Annotated in this window: 19 protein-coding genes; 13 read left to right on the top strand and 6 right to left on the bottom strand. The window is 37.0% G+C overall.

Translation table 11 applies throughout. The features are described from left to right. Positions 1 to 27: 27 nt before the first annotated feature. Positions 28 to 1,347, top strand: coding sequence for a Mur ligase family protein (locus tag DOK78_RS05455; protein ID WP_207941429.1), 1,320 nt, complete (start codon positions 28 to 30; stop codon positions 1,345 to 1,347). After that, positions 1,340 to 2,002 carry an HAD family hydrolase gene (locus DOK78_RS05460; RefSeq protein WP_207941428.1) on the top strand — a complete coding sequence of 221 codons (663 nt, stop codon included), beginning with the start codon at positions 1,340 to 1,342 and terminating at the stop codon, positions 2,000 to 2,002. The genes DOK78_RS05455 and DOK78_RS05460 overlap by 8 nt, the downstream gene beginning before the upstream one ends. A gap of 43 nt (positions 2,003 to 2,045) precedes the next feature. On the opposite strand, the gene DOK78_RS05465 is transcribed toward DOK78_RS05460, so the two are convergent. The 4 genes from DOK78_RS05465 to DOK78_RS05480 all read right to left on the bottom strand — a co-directional run bounded on the left by DOK78_RS05465 (position 2,046) and on the right by DOK78_RS05480 (position 5,035). Continuing rightward, positions 2,046 to 2,246 (bottom strand): cold-shock protein, encoded by a 201-nt coding sequence (locus DOK78_RS05465; RefSeq protein WP_016174378.1) that lies wholly within the window; start codon positions 2,244 to 2,246, stop codon positions 2,046 to 2,048. 155 nt (positions 2,247 to 2,401) lie between these two features. Continuing rightward, positions 2,402 to 3,088: a RadC family protein gene (radC, locus tag DOK78_RS05470; RefSeq protein WP_207941427.1), complete on the bottom strand. Its 687-nt coding sequence runs from the start codon at positions 3,086 to 3,088 to the stop codon at positions 2,402 to 2,404. Between the two features lie 53 nt (positions 3,089 to 3,141). After that, the gene (rnjA, locus tag DOK78_RS05475; protein WP_207941426.1) at positions 3,142 to 4,821 is read right to left on the bottom strand and encodes a ribonuclease J1; all 1,680 of its coding nucleotides are present in this window, start codon (positions 4,819 to 4,821) and stop codon (positions 3,142 to 3,144) included. Between the two features lies 1 nt (position 4,822). After that, the gene (locus DOK78_RS05480; protein ID WP_207941425.1) at positions 4,823 to 5,035 is read right to left on the bottom strand and encodes a DNA-directed RNA polymerase subunit epsilon; all 213 of its coding nucleotides are present in this window, start codon (positions 5,033 to 5,035) and stop codon (positions 4,823 to 4,825) included. Positions 5,036 to 5,488: 453 nt separating this feature from the next. Here DOK78_RS05480 and DOK78_RS05485 point away from each other — a divergent pair, with 453 nt between their 5' ends. From DOK78_RS05485 to DOK78_RS05495, 3 genes are all read left to right on the top strand, one after another. Continuing rightward, entirely contained in the window at positions 5,489 to 7,222 is a 1,734-nt protein-coding gene (locus DOK78_RS05485; RefSeq protein WP_207941424.1) for an ABC transporter ATP-binding protein, read from the top strand. Beyond that, positions 7,219 to 8,976, top strand: a complete 1,758-nt coding sequence (locus tag DOK78_RS05490; RefSeq protein ID WP_207941423.1) for an ABC transporter ATP-binding protein — start codon at positions 7,219 to 7,221, stop codon at positions 8,974 to 8,976. The genes DOK78_RS05485 and DOK78_RS05490 overlap by 4 nt, the downstream gene beginning before the upstream one ends. A gap of 127 nt (positions 8,977 to 9,103) precedes the next feature. Next, complete coding sequence (locus DOK78_RS05495; protein WP_339076346.1) at positions 9,104 to 10,525, top strand: glycoside hydrolase family 73 protein; 1,422 nt, start codon at positions 9,104 to 9,106, stop codon at positions 10,523 to 10,525. A gap of 38 nt (positions 10,526 to 10,563) precedes the next feature. Here the strand turns inward: DOK78_RS05495 and clpP are convergent, their stop codons facing one another. Then, on the bottom strand, positions 10,564 to 11,145 hold the full coding sequence (gene clpP, locus DOK78_RS05500; protein ID WP_207941422.1) for an ATP-dependent Clp endopeptidase proteolytic subunit ClpP: 582 nt from the start codon (positions 11,143 to 11,145) through the stop codon (positions 10,564 to 10,566). A gap of 181 nt (positions 11,146 to 11,326) precedes the next feature. Here clpP and DOK78_RS05505 point away from each other — a divergent pair, with 181 nt between their 5' ends. The 8 genes from DOK78_RS05505 to DOK78_RS05540 all read left to right on the top strand — a co-directional run bounded on the left by DOK78_RS05505 (position 11,327) and on the right by DOK78_RS05540 (position 19,734). After that, the gene (locus DOK78_RS05505) at positions 11,327 to 11,845 is read left to right on the top strand and encodes a hypothetical protein (protein ID WP_207941421.1); all 519 of its coding nucleotides are present in this window, start codon (positions 11,327 to 11,329) and stop codon (positions 11,843 to 11,845) included. Positions 11,846 to 11,940: 95 nt separating this feature from the next. Then, on the top strand, positions 11,941 to 12,675 hold the full coding sequence (locus DOK78_RS05510) for a glycerophosphodiester phosphodiesterase (protein WP_207941420.1): 735 nt from the start codon (positions 11,941 to 11,943) through the stop codon (positions 12,673 to 12,675). Continuing rightward, complete coding sequence (gene miaA / locus DOK78_RS05515) at positions 12,672 to 13,595, top strand: tRNA (adenosine(37)-N6)-dimethylallyltransferase MiaA (protein WP_207941419.1); 924 nt, start codon at positions 12,672 to 12,674, stop codon at positions 13,593 to 13,595. Before DOK78_RS05510 ends, miaA begins: the two co-directional genes overlap by 4 nt. After that, positions 13,592 to 14,824: a GTPase HflX gene (gene hflX / locus DOK78_RS05520; RefSeq protein ID WP_207941418.1), complete on the top strand. Its 1,233-nt coding sequence runs from the start codon at positions 13,592 to 13,594 to the stop codon at positions 14,822 to 14,824. The genes miaA and hflX overlap by 4 nt, the downstream gene beginning before the upstream one ends. Positions 14,825 to 15,015: 191 nt before the next feature. Next, positions 15,016 to 15,393 carry a MerR family transcriptional regulator gene (locus tag DOK78_RS05525; RefSeq protein WP_207941417.1) on the top strand — a complete coding sequence of 126 codons (378 nt, stop codon included), beginning with the start codon at positions 15,016 to 15,018 and terminating at the stop codon, positions 15,391 to 15,393. A gap of 50 nt (positions 15,394 to 15,443) precedes the next feature. After that, positions 15,444 to 16,784: a type I glutamate--ammonia ligase gene (gene glnA / locus DOK78_RS05530; RefSeq protein WP_207941416.1), complete on the top strand. Its 1,341-nt coding sequence runs from the start codon at positions 15,444 to 15,446 to the stop codon at positions 16,782 to 16,784. 239 nt (positions 16,785 to 17,023) lie between these two features. After that, on the top strand, positions 17,024 to 18,625 hold the full coding sequence (locus DOK78_RS05535; RefSeq protein WP_207941415.1) for a CTP synthase: 1,602 nt from the start codon (positions 17,024 to 17,026) through the stop codon (positions 18,623 to 18,625). 239 nt (positions 18,626 to 18,864) lie between these two features. After that, entirely contained in the window at positions 18,865 to 19,734 is an 870-nt protein-coding gene (locus DOK78_RS05540; protein ID WP_207941413.1) for a class II fructose-bisphosphate aldolase, read from the top strand. A gap of 72 nt (positions 19,735 to 19,806) precedes the next feature. Here the strand turns inward: DOK78_RS05540 and DOK78_RS05545 are convergent, their stop codons facing one another. Next, positions 19,807 to 20,184, bottom strand: a complete 378-nt coding sequence (locus DOK78_RS05545) for a hypothetical protein (protein ID WP_207941411.1) — start codon at positions 20,182 to 20,184, stop codon at positions 19,807 to 19,809. Between the last annotated feature and the right edge of the window lie 51 nt (positions 20,185 to 20,235).

The raw sequence follows: 20,235 nt of genomic DNA on the forward strand, positions 1-20,235 counted from the left end.
GTTATAATAACCATAGAGGTGAGTAGTGTGAGAACAGTAGAAGAAGCAATTGAGTGGATTCATAGTCGATTACCTTTTGGTTCACGACCAGGGTTAGATCGAGTAGAAGCACTTCTAGCATTATTAGACCATCCAGAAAAGAAAGTTCCTGTTATTCATGTTGCTGGAACGAATGGAAAAGGCTCAACGGTTAGCTATTTACGGGCAATGATTCAAGAAACAGGTTTAACTGTGGGGACATTTACGTCTCCATACATTGAGAGTTTTAATGAGCGTATTGCCAAAAATGGTGTGGCGATTTCTGATTCAGAATTAGTTGCTTTAGTGGAGAAAATTAAGCCGCTTGTCGCACAATTGGATCAAGAAGAAGCAGTAGCCGGTATTACCGAATTTGAAGTGTTGACAGCTATGGCATTTGACTATTATGTGCAACAAGAAGTGGATATTGCGATTATTGAAGTAGGTCTTGGTGGATTGTTAGATAGTACGAACGTGGTTTCTCCAATGCTAACTGCAATCACGACAATTGGGATGGATCATACTGATATTCTAGGAGATACTTTATCAGAAATTGCTGCCCAAAAAGCAGGAATTATCAAACCTAAGATTCCTGTAGTTACAGGTAATATCCAATCAGAAGCCTTAGCAGTTATTGAACAAATTGCTGCTGAACAAGCAGCAAAAATATATCACTTTGATCAAGATTATCGAGTGGAGTATCGTCATCCGGATGCCCAATGGGGTGAAGTATTTGATTTTTATAACGAAACGGGTAAATTAACTGAATTGAAGACACCTCTATTAGGGAAGCATCAAGTAGAAAATGCGGGTTTGGCCATTCAATTATTTTATTTGTATTGTCAACAAGTCAAATTGCCGCTTAAAGAAAAATACATTCGCGAAGGTTTAAAAAAGACTTTTTGGCCCGCACGAATGGAACGCATTAGTGAACAACCACTTGTGATTTTAGATGGCGCCCATAATGAACATGCGATGAAACGTTTGATTGAAAATATGAACCAAGAATTTAGCAACTATAAAATTCATGTCTTATTTTCAGCATTAGAAACCAAGGAAATTAAAGGGATGATTCAACAATTATTGGAGCTACCAAATGCCGACATTTACATTACTACCTTTGAATATCCTAAAGCTTTACGTTTAGAAAAAAACTATCAACGAATAGATGAAAAACGACTACAAATTGCTTCATTGTGGCAATTTGGTTTAGCTGATATTTTAGAAAAAGCTGACAATGATTCCTTAGTTTTAGTAACAGGCTCTCTTTATTTTGTTTCTCAAGTACGACAACTATTACAGGAAATTCAAGGAGGAAAAAATGCGTAATTTACAAGGTGTTATTTTTGATATGGACGGATTGATTTTTGACACGGAGCATTTGTATTATCGCGCAACAAAAGAAATTGCCGATGAGTTAGCCATTGATTACGATATGGAGATTTATAAACAATATATCGGAGTTGGTGATGATGAAGTATGGGCAGCGTATCATGAGATGTATGATGACCTTCACGGCGAAGAAGTTATCGTAGAATTTATTGATCGATCATTTAATCGAACCATTGAATTATTTGAAGCTGGCGTTGCTGATTTAAAACCTGGTCTAACAGAAATACTCGACTATTTGGCAGAAAAACAAATTCCACGGATTATCGCTTCTAGTAACCAACGTCGTATTATTGATATTTTGTTGGAAAAAAATGGTTTGCAAGATGCGTTTGAACATATTGTTTCGTTTGAAGATGTGACGCGTGCTAAACCCGATCCACAAATTTTTGAAAAAGCACATCAATTTTTTGATGCACCAAAAGAAAATATTCTCATTTTAGAAGACTCTAAAAATGGTATTCTTGCGGCTCACAGTGCTGGAATTGACGTAATTATGATTCCTGATTTACTAGAACCCACTCCTGATTTAGTAGAAAAATCATTGGCAGTGTTAGATACTCTAGCCGATGTTCCTGGATTTTTAGAAAAATAAAAAGACGCTGAATGTGAAGCTCACATTCAGCGTTTTTGAGTTATTATGCTTTAACAACGTTAGTAGCTTGTGGACCACGATCTGATTCTTCAACATCAAATGTTACCGCTTGACCTTCTTCTAAAGTCTTGAAGCCGTCACCTTGAATTGCTGAAAAGTGTACGAATACGTCACTTCCATCTTCGCGAGTAATAAAACCAAACCCTTTTTCTGCGTTAAACCATTTCACTGTTCCTTGTTCCATTTCTAGTAACCTCCTCGTGCATAAGCACTCTTCAATAAATAGTTGTAACATTGCTCGTGTACGTTAGAGGTGTAACAATTTGTTTCAACTTCTACTACCAAACAAGATTACAAATTTATTCTACACTTGCAGTTATTTTTTTGCAAGCGTTGTTATTAAAATTCATTCCAAAAACCTTCTTCACGTAAACTAACATAACTTTCATTGCCAATAATCAAATGGTCTAATAATTCAATACCCATCAGCTCGCCACATTGTTTAAGGCGTTGGGTAAACAGTCGGTCGTTCTCCGACGGTTGTGGTGCGCCACTCGGATGATTATGTGCGCAAATAATTCGTGCAGCGCTGCAACGGACAGCTTCTCGGTAAATTTCACGAGGATGAGCAATACTTTGATTCAGTGATCCGATAAATAAGGTCTTGCGGTGGGTAATTTCATTTTTTGTATTCAGATACAAACAGACTAAATGTTCTTGATGGTAATCTTTATATTCTTCAATTAATTGCTGTGCCAAACCGTAACTTGATTGGACTTTGCCATATTTCGGTTGTCTGGTTTGATGGATTCGGCTGCCTAATTCCATCATCGCCTTTAATTCAATTGCCCGAATTTGTCCAACTCCACGTATTTGTTGTAGCTCATTAAGACTCGCTGATTTTAATTCATACAAATTGGGAAATGCAGCTAAAATTAAGCCTGCTAATTCTAAGACATTGTAAGGTTTCGAACCTGTACGTAATAAAATTGCCAGTAATTCTTGGTCAGATAAAGCTTTCTCTCCAAAATCAAGTAATCGTTCACGTGGTCGTGAACTTTGAGGAACCATTGTGTGTTTCTCCATAAAAAAACTCCTTTGCGTAGTATCATTGATAAATACGCAAAGGAGAGCTTATTTTATTCTTCATCTAAAGTCATAATCATAGATAATATCATTGGATGACGTTCTGTTTTTTCGAATAAGAATGGTTGTAGTGCAGCTGACATGGCTTCGCGCAACTTGTATTCGTTACAGTCAGACTGACTTAATGCTTCACGTAAGGCATGGAATAAGATACTTTGGCCTTCGCTAATCATTTCACCTGATTCACGCATATAGACAAATCCACGAGACAAGATATCTGGCCCTGCCAAGATTTCTTTTTTCTCAATATCAACTGTCGCGACAGCTAATACTAAACCTTCTTCAGAAAGAATGCGACGGTCGCGTAAAACGACATTTCCAATGTCACCAATACCGCTACCATCTACATAGACATCACCGGCATTGAAATGACCTGCAAGACGCGCAGTATCTGGTGTTAAAGCGAGCATATCGCCATTTTCCATGATAAAGCAATTTTCTCTAGGAACACCAGTATCTTGAGCTAATTGGGTATGGATTTTTAACATACGAAATTCACCATGAACCGGCATAAAGAATTTTGGTTTCATTAACCGTAACATTAGTTTTTGTTCTTCTTGACCACCGTGGCCGGAAGTGTGGATATTGTTTAATTTTCCATGAATGACTTTGGCACCCGCTTCTAGTAACAAGTTAATCAAATGATTGACGCTTGTTGTATTACCTGGAATAGGTGAGCTTGAAAAAATAACTGTATCATCAGGATGGACTTGAATTTGGCGATGCGTTCCGTTGGCAATACGACTTAATGCCGCCATAGGTTCGCCTTGAGAACCGGTACATAAAATCATCGTTTCATTTGCTGGTAAGCGATTGATTTCGCTTGCATCCACAAAGGTACCCTTAGGAACTTTGATATACCCTAATTTTTGTCCATTGACAATGGCATTTTCCATACTACGCCCAAAAACGGCAATTTTTCTACCTGTTGCTACCGCTGCATCCGCCGCTTGTTGCAAACGGAAGATATTGGAAGCAAAGCTGGCAAAAATAATTCGTCCTTCGATTTTCTCGAAAATTTTGATAATTGAAGCACCAATGGTTTTCTCTGATTTTGTGAACGTTGGAATTTCGGCGTTTGTACTGTCAGATAATAAACAAAGAACGCCTTCTTCACCAATTTTTGCCATTTTATGCAAGTTTGCTGGTTCACCAACTGGCGTAAAATCAAATTTGAAATCCCCAGTTGCCACGATATTACCACACGGCGTTTTAACAACAACGCCTAACGCATCGGGAATACTGTGTGTTGTACGGAAGAAACTCACAGAGGTCTTTCTAAAGCGAATGACTGTATCTTCATGAATTTCGTGTAGTACTGCGTCACGTAGTAAGCCATGTTCGTCTAGCTTGTTGGTAATCAATGCCAACGCTAACGGACCTGCGTAAATAGGAATATTTGCTTGTCTTAATAAGTAAGGAATACCGCCAATATGGTCTTCATGTCCATGTGTGACAATTAATCCTTTGACTTTTTGTAAGTTTTGGACGATATAGCTGTAATCAGAAATCACGTAGTCAATCCCAAGGAGCTCATCTTCGGGGAATTTAATTCCCGCATCAATCAAGATAATCTCGTCTTGAAATTGCACCCCATAACAGTTTTTTCCGATTTCTCCTAATCCTCCAATACCGAAAACACCAGTCTCGTTGTTTTTAAGAGATACTTTCATCTTAAAACTCCGTTAGTTGGAAATCAGCATTCTCTTTTTCATATTCTAAGTGATTTCCATCTAATTCGTAGACAAGTTCGATATTATATGGGGTATTGTCTTCAACTAGTTGGCGTGCATCTACAGCGCTGTCTGCTTCGATATATAACACGTGCGTTTGTTCTCTTTTTGGATTGCGTTCTTTTGTTTCTTGGTAAAAAACTTTATAAATCATGTATTTATCTCCTTTATCTGCCTAGAGCAGTTTGTTATTATTTTGACGCTTGAATTCTTACGCGCAACAAACTTGCGGACTTCTTAAAAGAAGACCTGCATGCAAAAGAAACCCTTTTGAAATAAGATGTTTTTTTCAGACATAATGTGAGAAAAAAAGAGAAAGCCTCGTCTTTGCTTTCCGAATGTATAACATAAAAATTCAACCGATTCTATCGTTAGCACGATCTTTTCTCCTAGTTTATCACACAACTTCGAATAAGTATAGAAAGTAAGCGAGTTGAAAAGGTTTGTAAAAAGAATTATTCGGGAAGTTTTTTTAAATAAAAAGCTTGAAAAATTAAAAGATGATGAAAAGAGAGCGGAATTTACTGAAAGTTATTAGATCAAAGTTTTTTTAAAAAATAGAGTGTGCTATATTTAAAATAAGTGTTCATTTAAGGAGGGAATTATTTTGAAGCTAATGTTACGTTACACGATGAAAAATAAAAAGCTACTTATCATGAATTTCATCTGTGTCTTTGGATTTATTTTAATAGAGCTTGGTCTGCCAACACTTTTAGCACGTATGATTGATATCGGAATTGTCAATAACGATGCTGATTATGTAAAAAGAATCGGGTTTGCGATGATTGGGATTGTTATTGTCGGAATCATTATGAATATTTTATTAGGATACTTTACCACTCGTATCACGACAAATATGACAGCTGATATCCGTGACGATTTATTTAAAAAAATTCAAACGTATTCGCATAACGAATATGAGCAAGTGGGTGTGTCGTCATTAATTACTCGGGTAACCAATGATGCGTATCAAATTATGTTGTTTATGCAAAATATTTTGCGTATTGGTTTTATGGCACCCATGATGTTTGGGATGAGCTTGTATATGGTTTTACGTACCAGTCGCAGCTTAGGATGGTATGTGTTAGGGGCATTACCATTTCTGTTAATTGGTGTGGTGCTGATCGCACGTATCTCTGAACCCTTATCTACAAAGCAACAAAAAAATCTGGATCGGATTAATGGCATTTTACGAGAAAATCTATCTGGGTTACGGGTTATTCGTGCGTTTGTCAATGAGAAATTTGAAGAAAGACGCTTTGAAAAAGTGAACGAAGCCTATACATCAAGTTCTAAAAGCTTGTTTCGTTTAATGGCGGTCGCTCAACCAGCATTTTTCTTTTTGTTTAATATCGTGATGGTATTAATTATTTGGAGCGGTAGTTTACAAATCGAAGCGGGGCAATTGCAAGTGGGAGATTTGATTGCCTTTATTGAATATATTTTCCATGCGTTATTCTCCTTTATGTTATTTGCAACAGTGTTTATGATGTACCCACGAGCAGCCGTTTCTGCCAATCGTATTCAAGAAGCCTTTGATATTGAACCGATTATCAAAGAAGAAACAGAGGGTGTGAAAGAGACGGCAACCAAAGGCTACATTGAATTTAAAAATGTCACCTTTGCATATCCTGGACCCTCACAAACACCAGTTATTCGTAATATCAATTTTACGGCAGAACCAGGTGAGACAGTAGCTTTTATCGGAAGTACCGGGAGTGGGAAATCTACATTGATTCAGTTGATTCCGCGTTTTTATGATGTGAGTCAAGGACAAGTCTTAATTGATGGTGTAGATGTTCGTAACTATAATTTAGCTACTTTGCGTCAAAAAATTGGTTACATTCCTCAAAGGGCCTTACTGTTTTCTGGAACAATTGCTGACAATTTACGATATGGTAAAGCAGATGCAACAGTGGAAGAAATGGATCGAGCCGTTGAAATTGCGCAAGCGACAGAATTCATTTCCCGTTTGTCAGAAGGTTATGACACACCAATTGCTGAAGGCGGTTCTAATTTTTCTGGTGGACAAAAACAACGTCTGGCAATTGCTCGTGCGATTATTCGCCGTCCGGAAATTTTTATTTTTGATGACAGTTTTTCTGCGTTAGACTATGCCACAGATGCTAAATTACGTGAACGTCTACGCCGAGAAACTACAAAATCAACAACTTTAATTGTGGCGCAACGTGTGGGAACAATTATGCATGCAGACAAAATCATTGTTTTAAATGAAGGGGATGTTGTTGGCATAGGTACACATAAAGAATTATTGGAAAACTGTTCGATTTATTACGATATTGCAGCTTCACAACTATCAGAGGAGGAATTAGCCAAATGAAATCTTTTGCTTCCTTGAAACGTTTAGGTTACTATATCAAACCATATAAAATTAGTTTTATTCTAGTCTTATTTTTTACCGTAGCAACAGTTGGTTTTAATGCAGCGATGCCTTATGTAACTGGTTTACCGATGACAGAAATTGCTCGAAACATTGCGAATGGTGACTCATTAAACTTCGATTATATTTGGAAGACGTTAGTTTGGTTGATTTTAGTCGGAATTGGTTATACGATTTCGCAATTATTGGCCGGAGTGTTGATTACCAATGTAGTACAATCTTCTATGAAGGATTTACGTCGGGATATTGATGAAAAAATTAATCGATTACCTGTTTCGTATTTTGATACTCACAAACAAGGCGATGTATTGTCGCGTGTAACAAATGATGTCGATGCGGTTAGTGGTGCGATGCAACAAGCCTTAATTGGTATGGTTAATGCTATTTTAAGTATTATCATGGCAGTCATCATGATGTTTTATATCAATACGTATATGGCATTGTTGGCGATGGTTATGATCCCAGCTTCGTTGTTCATTTCTCGTTACATCGTGTCAAAATCACAAAATTATTTCAATAATATGCAAAATGCGTTAGGCAATATGAACGGTTATGTGCAAGAAAATATGACAGGCTTTAGCGTATTGAAAGTCTATGGACGTGAAGAAGAAACGCTAGAAGGCTTTAAAAAAGTCAATCATGAATTGAAAAAATATGGATTTAAAGCGTCCTTTATTTCTGGTCTAATGATGCCTTTAGTTCAATTAACAGCCTATTTGACCTATATTGTTATTGCAGTCTTGGGAAGTTTTTACGTGATGGGCGGCGTGATTGTTGTTGGGCAATTGCAAGCGTTCATTCAATACATTTGGCAAATTAGTCAACCAATGGGGAACATTACTCAATTGTCAGCATTGTTACAAAGTGCTTCAGCAGCCTCAACTCGTGTCTTTGAAATTTTGGATGAGTCTGAAGAACCAATCAATGCGACAGATATTCCACTTCCTGAAAAAATTGAAGGGAATGTTACCTTTGAACATGTGAGTTTCGCTTATACACCGAAAAAACCATTGATTGAAGACTTGAATTTTTCAGTGAAAGCTGGACAAACGGTGGCTGTTGTTGGACCTACAGGAGCGGGGAAAACTACACTAATCAATTTATTGATGCGCTTTTATGATGTGAATGCTGGTGCGATTAAAATTGATGGAATTGACACGAAAAAAATGTCTCGCAGTGATGTTCGCTCCCTTTTTGGGATGGTATTACAAGATGCCTGGTTATATGAAGGAACTATTTCTGATAATATTCGTTTTGGGAAATTAGATGCAACGGATTATGAAGTAGTCGATGCGGCTAAAACAGCGAATGTCGATCATTTTATCCGTACAATGCCTGAAGGATATGATATGATTATCAATGCTGAAGGTGATAACATTTCTCTAGGTCAAAAGCAATTAATGACAATTGCTCGGGCGGTTATTTCTGATCCGAAAATTTTAATTTTAGATGAAGCAACTAGTTCCGTTGATACCCGACTGGAAGCCTTAATTCAAAAAGCGATGGATAAGGTAATGGAAGGACGGACAAGTTTCGTTATTGCCCACCGTTTGTCGACAATTCGTGATGCGGATTTAATTTTAGTGATGGATCAAGGTTCGATTATTGAACAAGGAAACCATGAAACTTTATTAGCGCAAGGCGGATTTTACGCAAACCTATACAACAGTCAATTTTCAGAAGAAGCTGAATAACTATAAGAGCCTAGTGTCTTTTAGATGCTAGGTTTTTTGTATGTAAATAATTCTCGAAAGGGAGTTTCTTTTTGCCCACATTTCCTGTAAAGTAAGGAAGAGACTTAGCAGGGGAAGGGTTACAAAAGTGAAAAAATGTGTGTTGAAATTAGGTGTAGTGGTGAGTGTGGGGATTGGTTTATTTTGGACCGAAGGAGTTAGTCCACCTTTTGCAGAAATGCAATGGGTCAGTGCCGATGAGAGGGACTATGAATATGTGAGTGTGACTGGTAATAATGTCATCCTCTATAGTGATTATGGAAAAACAATTAGCTCAGCGAAAGTCACTGCCAATCAAACCTTTCACGTCAAAGAAAGTGAAACAAAAGGCATTATTACGTATTTAGGATTATACGATGAAGATGAATTTGTGGGATATATCGATGCTTCGCAAGTGACACCAGCAGTTGGCCCAGAAGGAATTGAAAAAATTGTTCGCCAATATGTAGAGGTTGTTGTTAACACGGCTATCTATGAAGATTTTGATTGGACGACTACCAGTGATACTAGTCTTTTAATTGGAAAAACGTACAAAGTTAAAAGTTTGTACCATCATTTGAATGGTGAAATCTATTTATCTGTGTACGATACTGCAGATAATTGGGTGGGTTACGTCGAACAAGGAGCAACTATTTCAAGTACTCGAGAAGCTTTCCAAAAAGATGCGGCAGTCGTGGAAGAAGTCAAAGAAAAACCAATAACTGATAAAACGCAGGAAAGTGCAACAATTGCCTCAAATGAAACAAAAGACACCACACAAGTGCCAGAGACCACTACAACAAGTGCAGAAACAGAGAGTTCAGAAACAACCGATTCAGCAACTGAAGATAGTGTTACTCGTTCACCGGCAGAAGATCGAGGAACAATGGAGGAAGAAATTGCTAGTGTCGCTAAAAATACAGACAAACACTTTATTACAGGGACAAGTATTTTACCTGCATTGACATCACCTGTCAAAAAAGCCAATAATGTGACCGTTAAAGATGACACAAGACGCGTCAATGCTACATCAACTTCGGAAACAATTACGTGGGCAGACAATGCTTCGTTTATTAAAGCCATTGCTCCGTCTGCTCAAAAACTAGCCGATCAATATGGCTTATACCCATCAGTTATGATAGCACAAGCAGCTTTAGAATCAGGGTTTGGCGCTAGTAAATTATCAAAAGAGGCTAACAACTTATTTGGAATCAAATTTTCTAGTGGGGATGAAGGAAAGTTCGAGAAATATGATATTCCTTCTGATGAGTTTATTAATGGGGTACGCGTGACTTTGCCAGCATCGTTTAGAAAATACGCAACGATTTCTGATTCACTATTGGATAATGCTAAATTATTAGCCAATGGCTTAAGTTGGAATGCTAAATTTTATCAAGGAACATGGCGGAAAAATGCTCGTACGTATCAAGAAGCTACCCAGTCCTTAACTGGAAAATATGCAACGGATCCAAACTATCATACGAAATTAAACCAGCTAATTGCGACATGGGATTTAACAAAATACGATTAAAAAAAGCGCTGGGACACTACGTCCAACGCTTCTAATGATTAACGATTGGTCATTACTTCGTCGATTAAACCATATTCTTTTGCTTCTTCAGCCGACATAAAATTATCACGATCGGTATCTTTTTCAATTATTTCAATAGGTTGACCCGTGCGTTCAGATAAAATTTTATTTAAGCGTTCACGCGTTTTTAAGATATGACGAGCAGCAATTTCGATTTCTGTTGCTTGTCCTTGTGCACCGCCTAATGGTTGGTGAATCATAATTTCAGCATTTGGTAATGCAAAACGTTTACCTTTAGTACCTGCTGTTAATAAGAAACTTCCCATTGACGCAGCCATCCCCATTACGATTGTTTGTACATCTGCTTTAACAAAGTTCATTGTATCGTAAATTGCTAGACCAGCTGTTACGCTACCTCCAGGAGAATTGATGTATAAGTAAATATCTTTTTCTGAGTCTTGCGCATCCAAGAATAATAATTGAGAGATGATTGAGTTAGCAAGGTCATCGGTTACTTGACCGCTCAACATGATAATACGATCTTTTAATAAACGAGAGTAAATATCATACGCTCTTTCTCCACGAGATGATTGTTCAATAACTGTTGGGATTAAATTCATTTAAAAATCCTCCTTTAATTCTGGCTATTTGATAAAATATTGGGTAGTCTTGCGACATCCTAAGAGTTTTATCTATTAGATATTATACATACAAGGTCAATAAAGGTCAAATGTAAAAACTTGAGTAAAATAATCAAAAATATGTTAAGATTCATCTAAAGAATTTAAAGGAGGAACAAACATGGAAATATTTTTCGTTGGAATGGCTGGCGTAATTGTAGGTGCCATTGTTACAGCGATTGCCTTTAACTTGCAAAGCCGCTATGACGATCGAAAAGAAGAGCGTCGTCGACAATTAGAACATAAAGTAAAAGAAATTGAGATTTTGATTTTACTAAATAAAAAAATTATTGAAATTTTAGAAAAACGAATTGGCACAATGGATAAATACGTCAGTTTTGATGTGTTTGATGATTGTCATATAACCGTAGATGATTATATTTATTTACAGTCATTTGCGGCACAAAATAGCTTTTATTTACCAAATTATTTTTTAGAAGAATTTTTCAAAAAAATTGCGACACGCAGAGTTGTACTTTCACCCGAACAAGTTGTGGAAGTTGGTGGGTATACCTTTAAAGGTGGACGTGTTTTGATGGAAAACTTTTCAGATCAACTAAAAGAAATGGTTTACGAACGCAAAGTTCAATTGCAAAAAATGACAGACAAACCAATGACTTATTTCTCAAACACGTTGTAATCAAAAGAAGAGATTGACCTGTAAAAAGGCTTCTCTTCTTTTTTTGCATCTCCCTTTATTCATGGTACAATATGACTGATTGGAGTGAAGAAATCATGCAAATTTTTGCCCATCGTGGAAGCAGTGGCACACGACCTGAAAATACGTTGCCAGCCTTTGCTGAAGCCGTACGCATTGGTACTGATGGCATTGAATTAGATGTGCAATTAACAAAAGATCAACAACTGATTGTCATGCACGATGAGACAGTCGATCGTACCACTGATGGAAAAGGTGCAATTATTGATAAAACATTAGCAGAGATCAAAAAACTAAATGCCGGTAGTTGGTTTAATGATCACTATTCTTCAACAAAAGTACCGACATTAAAAGAAGTTGTCGATTTATTGGTTGCGCGCAATTACCGAGGAATCTTAGGAATTGAATTAAAAACGGATAAAGAAGCGTATCCAGGAATCGAAGACAAAGTATCTGAGCTAATGACGAGTCAACAGTGGCCATTCACTTATTGGTATAGCAGTTTCAACGTAAGTACCTTAGAGAGAATTCATGTACTGGAACCGACTACACGAATTGATTTTATTATGGATAAATCAGATAGTACGCCAATAACATTGGAGCGACCATTTATTCAAGGCATCCATCCTAATATTGAATGGGTATGGTCACATGATACAGAAATTCCAGAGTTTTCATTAGCCGTTCGACCGTGGACCGTAAATACAGAAGAAGAAATAAAACGTTGCATGGATTGCCAAGTAACAGGAATTTTTACCGATTTTCCTGAAATGGCAATGGCTGTGAAGCGCAGTTATCGGGGAAAAAAATGAAAAAAGTGTTAGTGATTGTAGGGCCGACTGCTGTTGGTAAAACGGCGTTAAGTATTGAATTAGCTAAAAAATACAATGGAGAAATTATTAGTGGGGACTCGATGCAAGTCTATCGAGAACTGTCTATCGGAACAGCTAAAGTAACTGAAGCCGAAAAAGAAGGAATTCCTCATTATTTAATTGATGTTCGTGAGAAAGAAGAGGCTTATTCCGTCTCGGAATTTCAAAAAGAAGCACGTATTTGGATTGAAGATATTCATCAACGAGGCAAGTTGCCCATTGTTGTTGGCGGAACGGGGTTATATATTCAAGCCTTGCTTTATGATTTTCAATTAGGTGGCAAACAAGAGAACGATAATCCGGCTGTTCGTTTGAAATACGAACAATTTGCACAGGATTATGGAAAAGAAGCCTTATGGCAGTTATTACAAGAAACTGATCCTTTAGCAGCCGAAAAAATTCATTTTAATAATCAGCGTAAAGTGATTCGAGCGTTGGAAGTTTTTGAAACAACAGGTGAGAGTATCACTGCGCCTAAAGAAGAACCCCAACGTTTATATGATTATTTTTTAATTGGTCTGACAACTGATCGTGAATTATTATATCAACGTATCAATCAACGTGTGGATCTGATGATGGCCAATGGCTTACCAGAAGAAGCTACAAAAATCAAAGACATTCCAAAAACACAAGCAGCATTAGGAATTGGCTACAAAGAATTTTTCCCTTATTTTCAGGGACAGGCTACGTTAGAAGAAGTCGCAGAAGAGATTAAATTACATTCTCGTCGTTATGCCAAGCGTCAGCTTACTTGGTTTCGTAATCGTTTAGCTCCTTATTGGATTGATTTGGTGCAATATCCAGAGACCTTACCAGAACTAGAAAAAACAATCATACAATGGTTGGAGGTGAAAGAATGACCACAGAACGAGTGATTTTAGTCGGAGTTGAAACGGAAGAAAACTACAAAAATTTTGAAGAATCAATGACGGAATTAAAAAGTCTAACAAAAACAGCTAATGGAGAAGTCGTTTTTTCTTTAACACAACGACGTCCGCAAGTTGATCGTCAAACACTTGTCGGAAAGGGGAAATTGGAGGAGCTAGCTCAACTAGCCGATGCCCATGAAGCAGATTTGATTATCTTTAATCATGAGTTAACGCCACGTCAAAGTCAGTTAATTGGCGATGCAGTAGGCGTTCCTGTAATTGACCGTGTGCAACTAATCTTAGATATTTTTGCAATGCGTGCCCGTTCTAAAGAAGGTAAACTGCAAGTTGAATTGGCGCAATTAGATTATTTATTGCCTCGCCTAGTTGGCCAAGGGAAAAACATGTCACGATTAGGTGGCGGAATTGGTACAAGAGGTCCAGGTGAAACCAAATTAGAAACGGATCGACGACACATTCGTAATAAAATTACGATTATCAAACGCGAATTAAAAGAAGTCGCTGCTCATCGAGAACGGACACGCCAAAAACGAAAAGACAATCAGACGTTTCAAATTGGCTTAATTGGTTATACAAATGCTGGGAAATCGACTATTTTAAATATTTTAACGAGTGCGCAAACCTATGAACAAGATCAATTGTTTGCCACTTTAGATCCATTAACCAAAAAATGGCGATTACCAGAAGGTTTTGAAGTGACTGTAACCGATACAGTTGGTTTCATCCAAGACTTACCTACACAATTAATCGATGCGTTCCATTCAACTTTGGAAGAAAGTCAAGGAATGGATTTGTTGCTTCATGTAGTAGATGCTAGTGCTGATAACCGACAACAGCAAGAAGAGACCGTTTTACAGTTAATGAATCAACTAGACTTAGGGAGTTTGCCCATGTTAACCGTCTATAATAAAGCCGATAAAATTGATGATCATCAATTTGTGCCAACTTTATTTCCTAATGTTTTAATTTCTGCGAAAAGTTCAAAAGGGAAAGAACAGTTGATTCAAGCTATTAAATTAGCCATTATGGAGAGTTTAGAACCATATACGTTATCGTTGCAGCAAGATGAAGGGAAGTTATTAAATCGGTTGAAGCGAGAGACGTTATTACTGTCGTCTGATTATGAAGAAGAGACACAGACATACCTCTTAAAAGGCTTTGCACAGCCTGATTCTTATGCTATTCGTCAGATGAATTAATCCAAGCAATCTAAGAAAGATTCCCTTTCTTAGATTGTTTTTTATTTTGGTCTAGTTCACGGGAGAAGGAAGAAAAAATTGACTTGTTATGTAAGAAAATGTAACATAGAGGGTTGACAGATGAGAGAAGTCTTGCTATATTTACTCTAGATTCATCAGCAATTCATTAAACAGAAGAGAGGAGAGACGCTATGCGAGAAAAAGAACTTCGACGTTCCATGTCAGTTTTTCCAATTGGTACAGTTATGAAACTAACTGATTTGACCGCACGCCAAATTCGTTACTATGAAGAACAAAATTTAATTCATCCAGAACGAAGCGAAGGCAATCGCCGAATGTATTCGTTAAATGATATTGATATTTTGTTAGAAATTAAAGATTATCTCTCTGACGGATTGAATATGGCTGGAATCAAACGAGTTTATGAAATGAAAAAAGCAGAAGAACAAGCAGCTCGAGATAAACAACCGCTGACAGATAAAGATGTTCGCCGTATTTTTTATGATGAGATATTATCTCAAGGTGGATTAAATCATTCACAACATTTTCCGAATGGACCACATTTATAATTATTGACAAGCGCCACACTTAAACAAAAATAAAGGACGGGATTATTATTATGCCAAGAGTGGAATACACTTCAGAACAAATTAAACAAATTGCACAAGAAGAAAATGTACGCTTTTTACGTTTGATGTTTACAGATATCATGGGAACAATCAAAAACGTAGAAGTTCCAATTAGCCAGTTAGACAAAGTTTTAGACAATAAAATGATGTTTGATGGTTCTTCAATCGAAGGATTTGTCCGTATTGAAGAAAGTGATATGTACTTATATCCAGACGTAACGACATGGATGATCTTCCCTTGGGAAACAGACCATGGAAAAGTTGCACGTTTAATTTGTGATGTCTACAATCCAGATGGTACTCCATTTGCAGGCGATCCACGTGGAAATTTGAAACGTTCATTAAAACATATGCACGACTTAGGTTTTACTTCATTTAACTTAGGTCCAGAACCAGAATTCTTCTTATTCAAACTGGATGAAAATGGTGAAATCACAACAGACTTAAATGACAAAGGTGGTTACTTTGACTTCGCTCCAACTGATATGGGTGAGAACTGTCGTCGTGATATCGTATTAGAATTAGAAAGAATGGGCTTTGAAGTAGAAGCGTCTCACCATGAGACAGCTCCTGGTCAACATGAAATTGATTTCAAATACGCTGAAGTTATTGAAGCGTGTGACAATATTCAAACGTTTAAACTAGTTGTAAAAACAATTGCTAGAAAGCATGGTTTACACGCAACGTTCATGCCAAAACCGTTATTTGGTATCGCTGGTTCAGGAATGCACTGTAACATGTCTTTATTTAAAGGTGATGAAAATGTCTTCTATGATAAAGATGGCGAGTTAGAATTGAGTGAAACTGCCTATCAATTTTTAGCAGGTTTAGTTGACCATGCACGTGCTTATACAGCTGTATGTAATCCAACAGTGAACTCTTACAAACGATTAATTCCAGGATTTGAAGCACCTGTATATGTTGCATGGTCTGGACACAACCGTTCCCCATTAATCCGTGTACCAGAATCTCGTGGGTTATCTACGCGTTTAGAATTACGTTCTGTAGATCCATCAGCTAATCCGTATTTAGCAATGGCTGTTTTATTAGAAGCTGGCTTAGATGGCATCCGTCGTGGTTTAACACCACCAGCAGCAGTTGACCGCAACATTTATGTAATGACAGAAGAAGAACGTGAAGCAGCGCAAATTTATGATTTGCCTTCAACACTTCACAATGCGTTAAAACAATTACGCAAAGACCCAACGATTGTGGGCGCATTAGGTGAACATATTTATGGAAACTTTGTAGAAGCGAAACGCATGGAATGGGCAGCGTATCGTCAATCAGTTTCTGAATGGGAAAGAGAACAATATTTAGAGCTTTATTAATAACAGGAAGTTAAAAGAAGTCTATCAATGACTTCTTTTAACTTTTTTCAAGAAAATTTCTGAAAAACAAATATAACGATTGACAAATTGCTCGAAAGTGTTTATCATACTGTTTGGGCACTCTTTTAAAGAGTCGATTCATTCGTTTATACGCTCCCTATTCGAGTTATTACTTGAGTAGGGAGCTTTTTGTATTTTTAGTGCAACCCTTTAAAAAATAACGCGAAGGAGTTTTATTTATGACAAAATATATTTTTGTAACTGGCGGTGTTGTTTCTTCGATTGGGAAAGGAATTGTTGCAGCATCATTAGGGCGTTTACTGAAAAATCGTGGATTGAACGTAACCATTCAAAAATTTGATCCGTATATCAATGTCGATCCAGGAACAATGAGCCCATATCAACATGGAGAAGTTTTTGTAACGGATGATGGAGCAGAAACAGATTTGGATTTAGGTCACTATGAACGGTTTATCGATATTAATTTAAACCAATATTCTAACGTAACAACTGGGAAAGTTTATTCTGAGGTTTTACGCAAAGAACGTAAAGGGGAATATTTAGGTGCAACTGTACAAGTGATTCCTCATATTACAAATGAAATCAAAGATAAAATTATGCGAGCAGCTACCACTACAGATGCCGATATTATTATTACAGAAGTGGGTGGGACTGTTGGCGATATTGAGTCCTTACCATTTTTAGAAGCCTTGCGCCAAATGAAAGCTGATGTAGGTAGTGACAATGTCTTATACATTCATACAACCTTAATTCCTTATTTAAAAGCTGCTGGAGAAATGAAAACAAAACCAACGCAACATAGTGTAAAAGAATTACGTAGTTTGGGTATCCAACCAAATATTTTAGTCGTTCGTACAGAGCAACCTGTTTCTCAAGGTACAAAAGACAAATTAGCACAATTTTGTGATGTTGCGCCAGAAGCTGTTATTGAATCATTAGATGTTGATACGCTTTATTCCATTCCGTTGAATTTACAAAAACAAGGGATGGATCAAATTGTTTGTGACTACTTAAAAATTGATGCGCCAGCAGCAGATATGACTGAATGGCAAGCATTGGAATCAAAAGTATTGAATTTGAAAAAATCAGTTCGAATTGCTTTAGTTGGGAAATATGTTGAATTACCTGATGCGTATTTATCGGTAGTCGAAGCGTTAAAACATGCGGGATTTGCTGATGATGCCGATATTGAAATTGATTGGGTAAATGCTGCTGAATTAACGTATGAAAACGTAACGGATTATTTGCAAGCAGCCGATGGAATCTTAGTGCCGGGTGGTTTTGGAGACCGTGGTATCGAAGGGAAAATTGAAGCTATTCGCTATGCTCGTGAAAACGATGTACCATTCTTAGGAATTTGTTTAGGTATGCAACTAGCCTGTGTCGAATTTGCTCGCAATGTTGTTGGTTTAGAAGGCGCACATTCAGCAGAAACAGACCCAGAAACACCATACAATATTATTGATTTAATGAAAGATCAAGAAAACATTGAAAATTTAGGTGGCACATTACGCTTAGGCTTGTATCCTTGCCAATTAAAACCAGGGACTAAAACAGCAACAGCTTACCATAACGAAGCAGTTGTGCAAGAACGCCATCGCCATCGTTATGAGTTTAACAATGAGTACCGTGAGCAATTTGAAGCTAATGGATTAGTTTTTTCAGGAGTTTCTCCAGACAATCGCTTAGTGGAAATTGTTGAATTCCCAGAAAATAAATTCTTTGTGGCTTGCCAATTCCATCCTGAATTAATTTCTCGGCCAAATCGTCCACAACGTTTAATTCAAGCTTTTGTCGATGCTTCATTAGAAAATAAATAAAAAATAATGAGAGCTAGAGTGATTTTTTTAGTTATTTAAAAAGAGAGAATTTGTAGTATTAATCACATTCTTTCAGAAAATTTTCTGGTGAGATATCTATTTTAAAAAAATAAAAAGTGAAAAATCCAGAGAAATGCATAGTTTTAGTAGAAAAATCTATAAATATTTGCTAAAATGATAGCGTTGGTTAAGCAAGTCTTAACAAATAAAGTTTTTATAAAACTTAGGAGGAAATTATTATGCCATTAGTATCAGGTACTGAAATCTTTAAGGCAGCTCGTAAAGGCGGATACGCTGTAGGTGCGTACAATACAAACAACTTAGAATGGACTCAAGCTATTCTTGAGGCTGCTCAAGCGAAAAACGCTCCAGTATTAATCCAAACTTCTATGGGTGCTGCTAAATACATGGGTGGTTACAAATTAGTCGTACACATGGTTGAAGATTTAATTGAATCAATGAACATTACTGTACCAGTCGTTTTACACTTAGACCATGGTGAATACGATGATGCATTAGAATGTATCGAAGCTGGTTATACTTCAGTTATGTTTGATGGTTCTCACTTACCATTCGAAGAAAACTTAAAATTAGCTAAAGACGTTGTTGAAAAAGCACATGCTAAAGGTGTTTCTGTAGAATGTGAAGTTGGTTCAATCGGCGGAGAAGAAGATGGAATCATCGGTTCTGGCGAATTAGCTGACATCGACGAGTGTGTACAAATGGTTAACACTGGAATTGATTTCTTAGCATGTGGTATTGGTAACATCCACGGTGCTTACCCAGAAAACTGGTCTGGTTTAGCATTTGACCACTTACAAGCTATCGCTGATGCTGTAGGCCAAGATGTACCATTAGTATTACATGGTGGATCAGGTATCCCTCAAGAACAAATTGAAAAAGCAATCTCAATGGGTGTTTCTAAAATTAACGTTAACACTGAATTCCAATTATCATTTGCTAAAGCAACTCGTGAATACATCGAAGCTGGCAAAGATTTAGAAGGAAAAGGTTTTGACCCTCGTAAATTATTAGCACCAGGTAAAGCTGCTATCGTTAAAGATGCAATCGAACATATCGAATGGTTCGGTTCAGCTGACAAAGCTTAATTAAACGAATGAAACCTCTTAGAATTTCGATTCTAAGAGGTTTTTTTTGTCTTTGTATAAAGAAACAACAAATTATGCTAACACTTGAAAAGAAGAATAGGGTGGCAAATTATCAGGTGCACGATAAATTTCAATATAATCTGGATGAATATAAATTTTATGCTGTTCAGTAAAAAGAGAATCATGTGGGAAGCTATGGGCAGTTGAATGGATTGTATACTGAAATAGTTTTTGCCCATGAATGATGACCAATAAAAATTCTAAGACTACTCTTGTACCTAATTGTGAAATCAGTTGCGCATTGAGCGGATCGACTACCAATGTTTGTGCATGTTGAAAATGCTGCCGCTTAAGCTCACTTTGTAATTGCGTTAGAGCCTGGCTATTTTTGATAAAAACTGAACAATAAATGTCACCATTTTGTTCTTTTGCGAGACGTCGTCGTGACATAAAGCCCTCCTTTACAAAGAAAAAGTTTATTTTATAGTAACAAATTTTTTG

Source organism: Enterococcus sp. DIV2402 (assembly GCF_017426705.2).
Classification (GTDB): domain Bacteria; phylum Bacillota; class Bacilli; order Lactobacillales; family Enterococcaceae; genus Enterococcus_F; species Enterococcus_F lowellii.

What these genes read in the sequence shown, in the direction of transcription:
- DOK78_RS05490 (WP_207941423.1), top strand. Translation starts at nt 7,219, where the DNA reads ATGAAATCTTTTGCTTCCTTGAAACGTTTAGGTTACTATATCAAACCA.
- DOK78_RS05510 (WP_207941420.1), top strand. Translation starts at nt 11,941, where the DNA reads ATGCAAATTTTTGCCCATCGTGGAAGCAGTGGCACACGACCTGAAAAT.
- hflX (WP_207941418.1), top strand. Translation starts at nt 13,592, where the DNA reads ATGACCACAGAACGAGTGATTTTAGTCGGAGTTGAAACGGAAGAAAAC.
- DOK78_RS05535 (WP_207941415.1), top strand. Translation starts at nt 17,024, where the DNA reads ATGACAAAATATATTTTTGTAACTGGCGGTGTTGTTTCTTCGATTGGG.
- DOK78_RS05545 (WP_207941411.1), bottom strand. Translation starts at nt 20,184, where the DNA reads ATGTCACGACGACGTCTCGCAAAAGAACAAAATGGTGACATTTATTGT.
- DOK78_RS05540 (WP_207941413.1), top strand. Translation starts at nt 18,865, where the DNA reads ATGCCATTAGTATCAGGTACTGAAATCTTTAAGGCAGCTCGTAAAGGC.
- miaA (WP_207941419.1), top strand. Translation starts at nt 12,672, where the DNA reads ATGAAAAAAGTGTTAGTGATTGTAGGGCCGACTGCTGTTGGTAAAACG.
- DOK78_RS05505 (WP_207941421.1), top strand. Translation starts at nt 11,327, where the DNA reads ATGGAAATATTTTTCGTTGGAATGGCTGGCGTAATTGTAGGTGCCATT.
- radC (WP_207941427.1), bottom strand. Translation starts at nt 3,088, where the DNA reads ATGGAGAAACACACAATGGTTCCTCAAAGTTCACGACCACGTGAACGA.
- DOK78_RS05465 (WP_016174378.1), bottom strand. Translation starts at nt 2,246, where the DNA reads ATGGAACAAGGAACAGTGAAATGGTTTAACGCAGAAAAAGGGTTTGGT.
- clpP (WP_207941422.1), bottom strand. Translation starts at nt 11,145, where the DNA reads ATGAATTTAATCCCAACAGTTATTGAACAATCATCTCGTGGAGAAAGA.
- rnjA (WP_207941426.1), bottom strand. Translation starts at nt 4,821, where the DNA reads ATGAAAGTATCTCTTAAAAACAACGAGACTGGTGTTTTCGGTATTGGA.
- glnA (WP_207941416.1), top strand. Translation starts at nt 15,444, where the DNA reads ATGCCAAGAGTGGAATACACTTCAGAACAAATTAAACAAATTGCACAA.
- DOK78_RS05480 (WP_207941425.1), bottom strand. Translation starts at nt 5,035, where the DNA reads ATGATTTATAAAGTTTTTTACCAAGAAACAAAAGAACGCAATCCAAAA.
- DOK78_RS05460 (WP_207941428.1), top strand. Translation starts at nt 1,340, where the DNA reads ATGCGTAATTTACAAGGTGTTATTTTTGATATGGACGGATTGATTTTT.
- DOK78_RS05525 (WP_207941417.1), top strand. Translation starts at nt 15,016, where the DNA reads ATGCGAGAAAAAGAACTTCGACGTTCCATGTCAGTTTTTCCAATTGGT.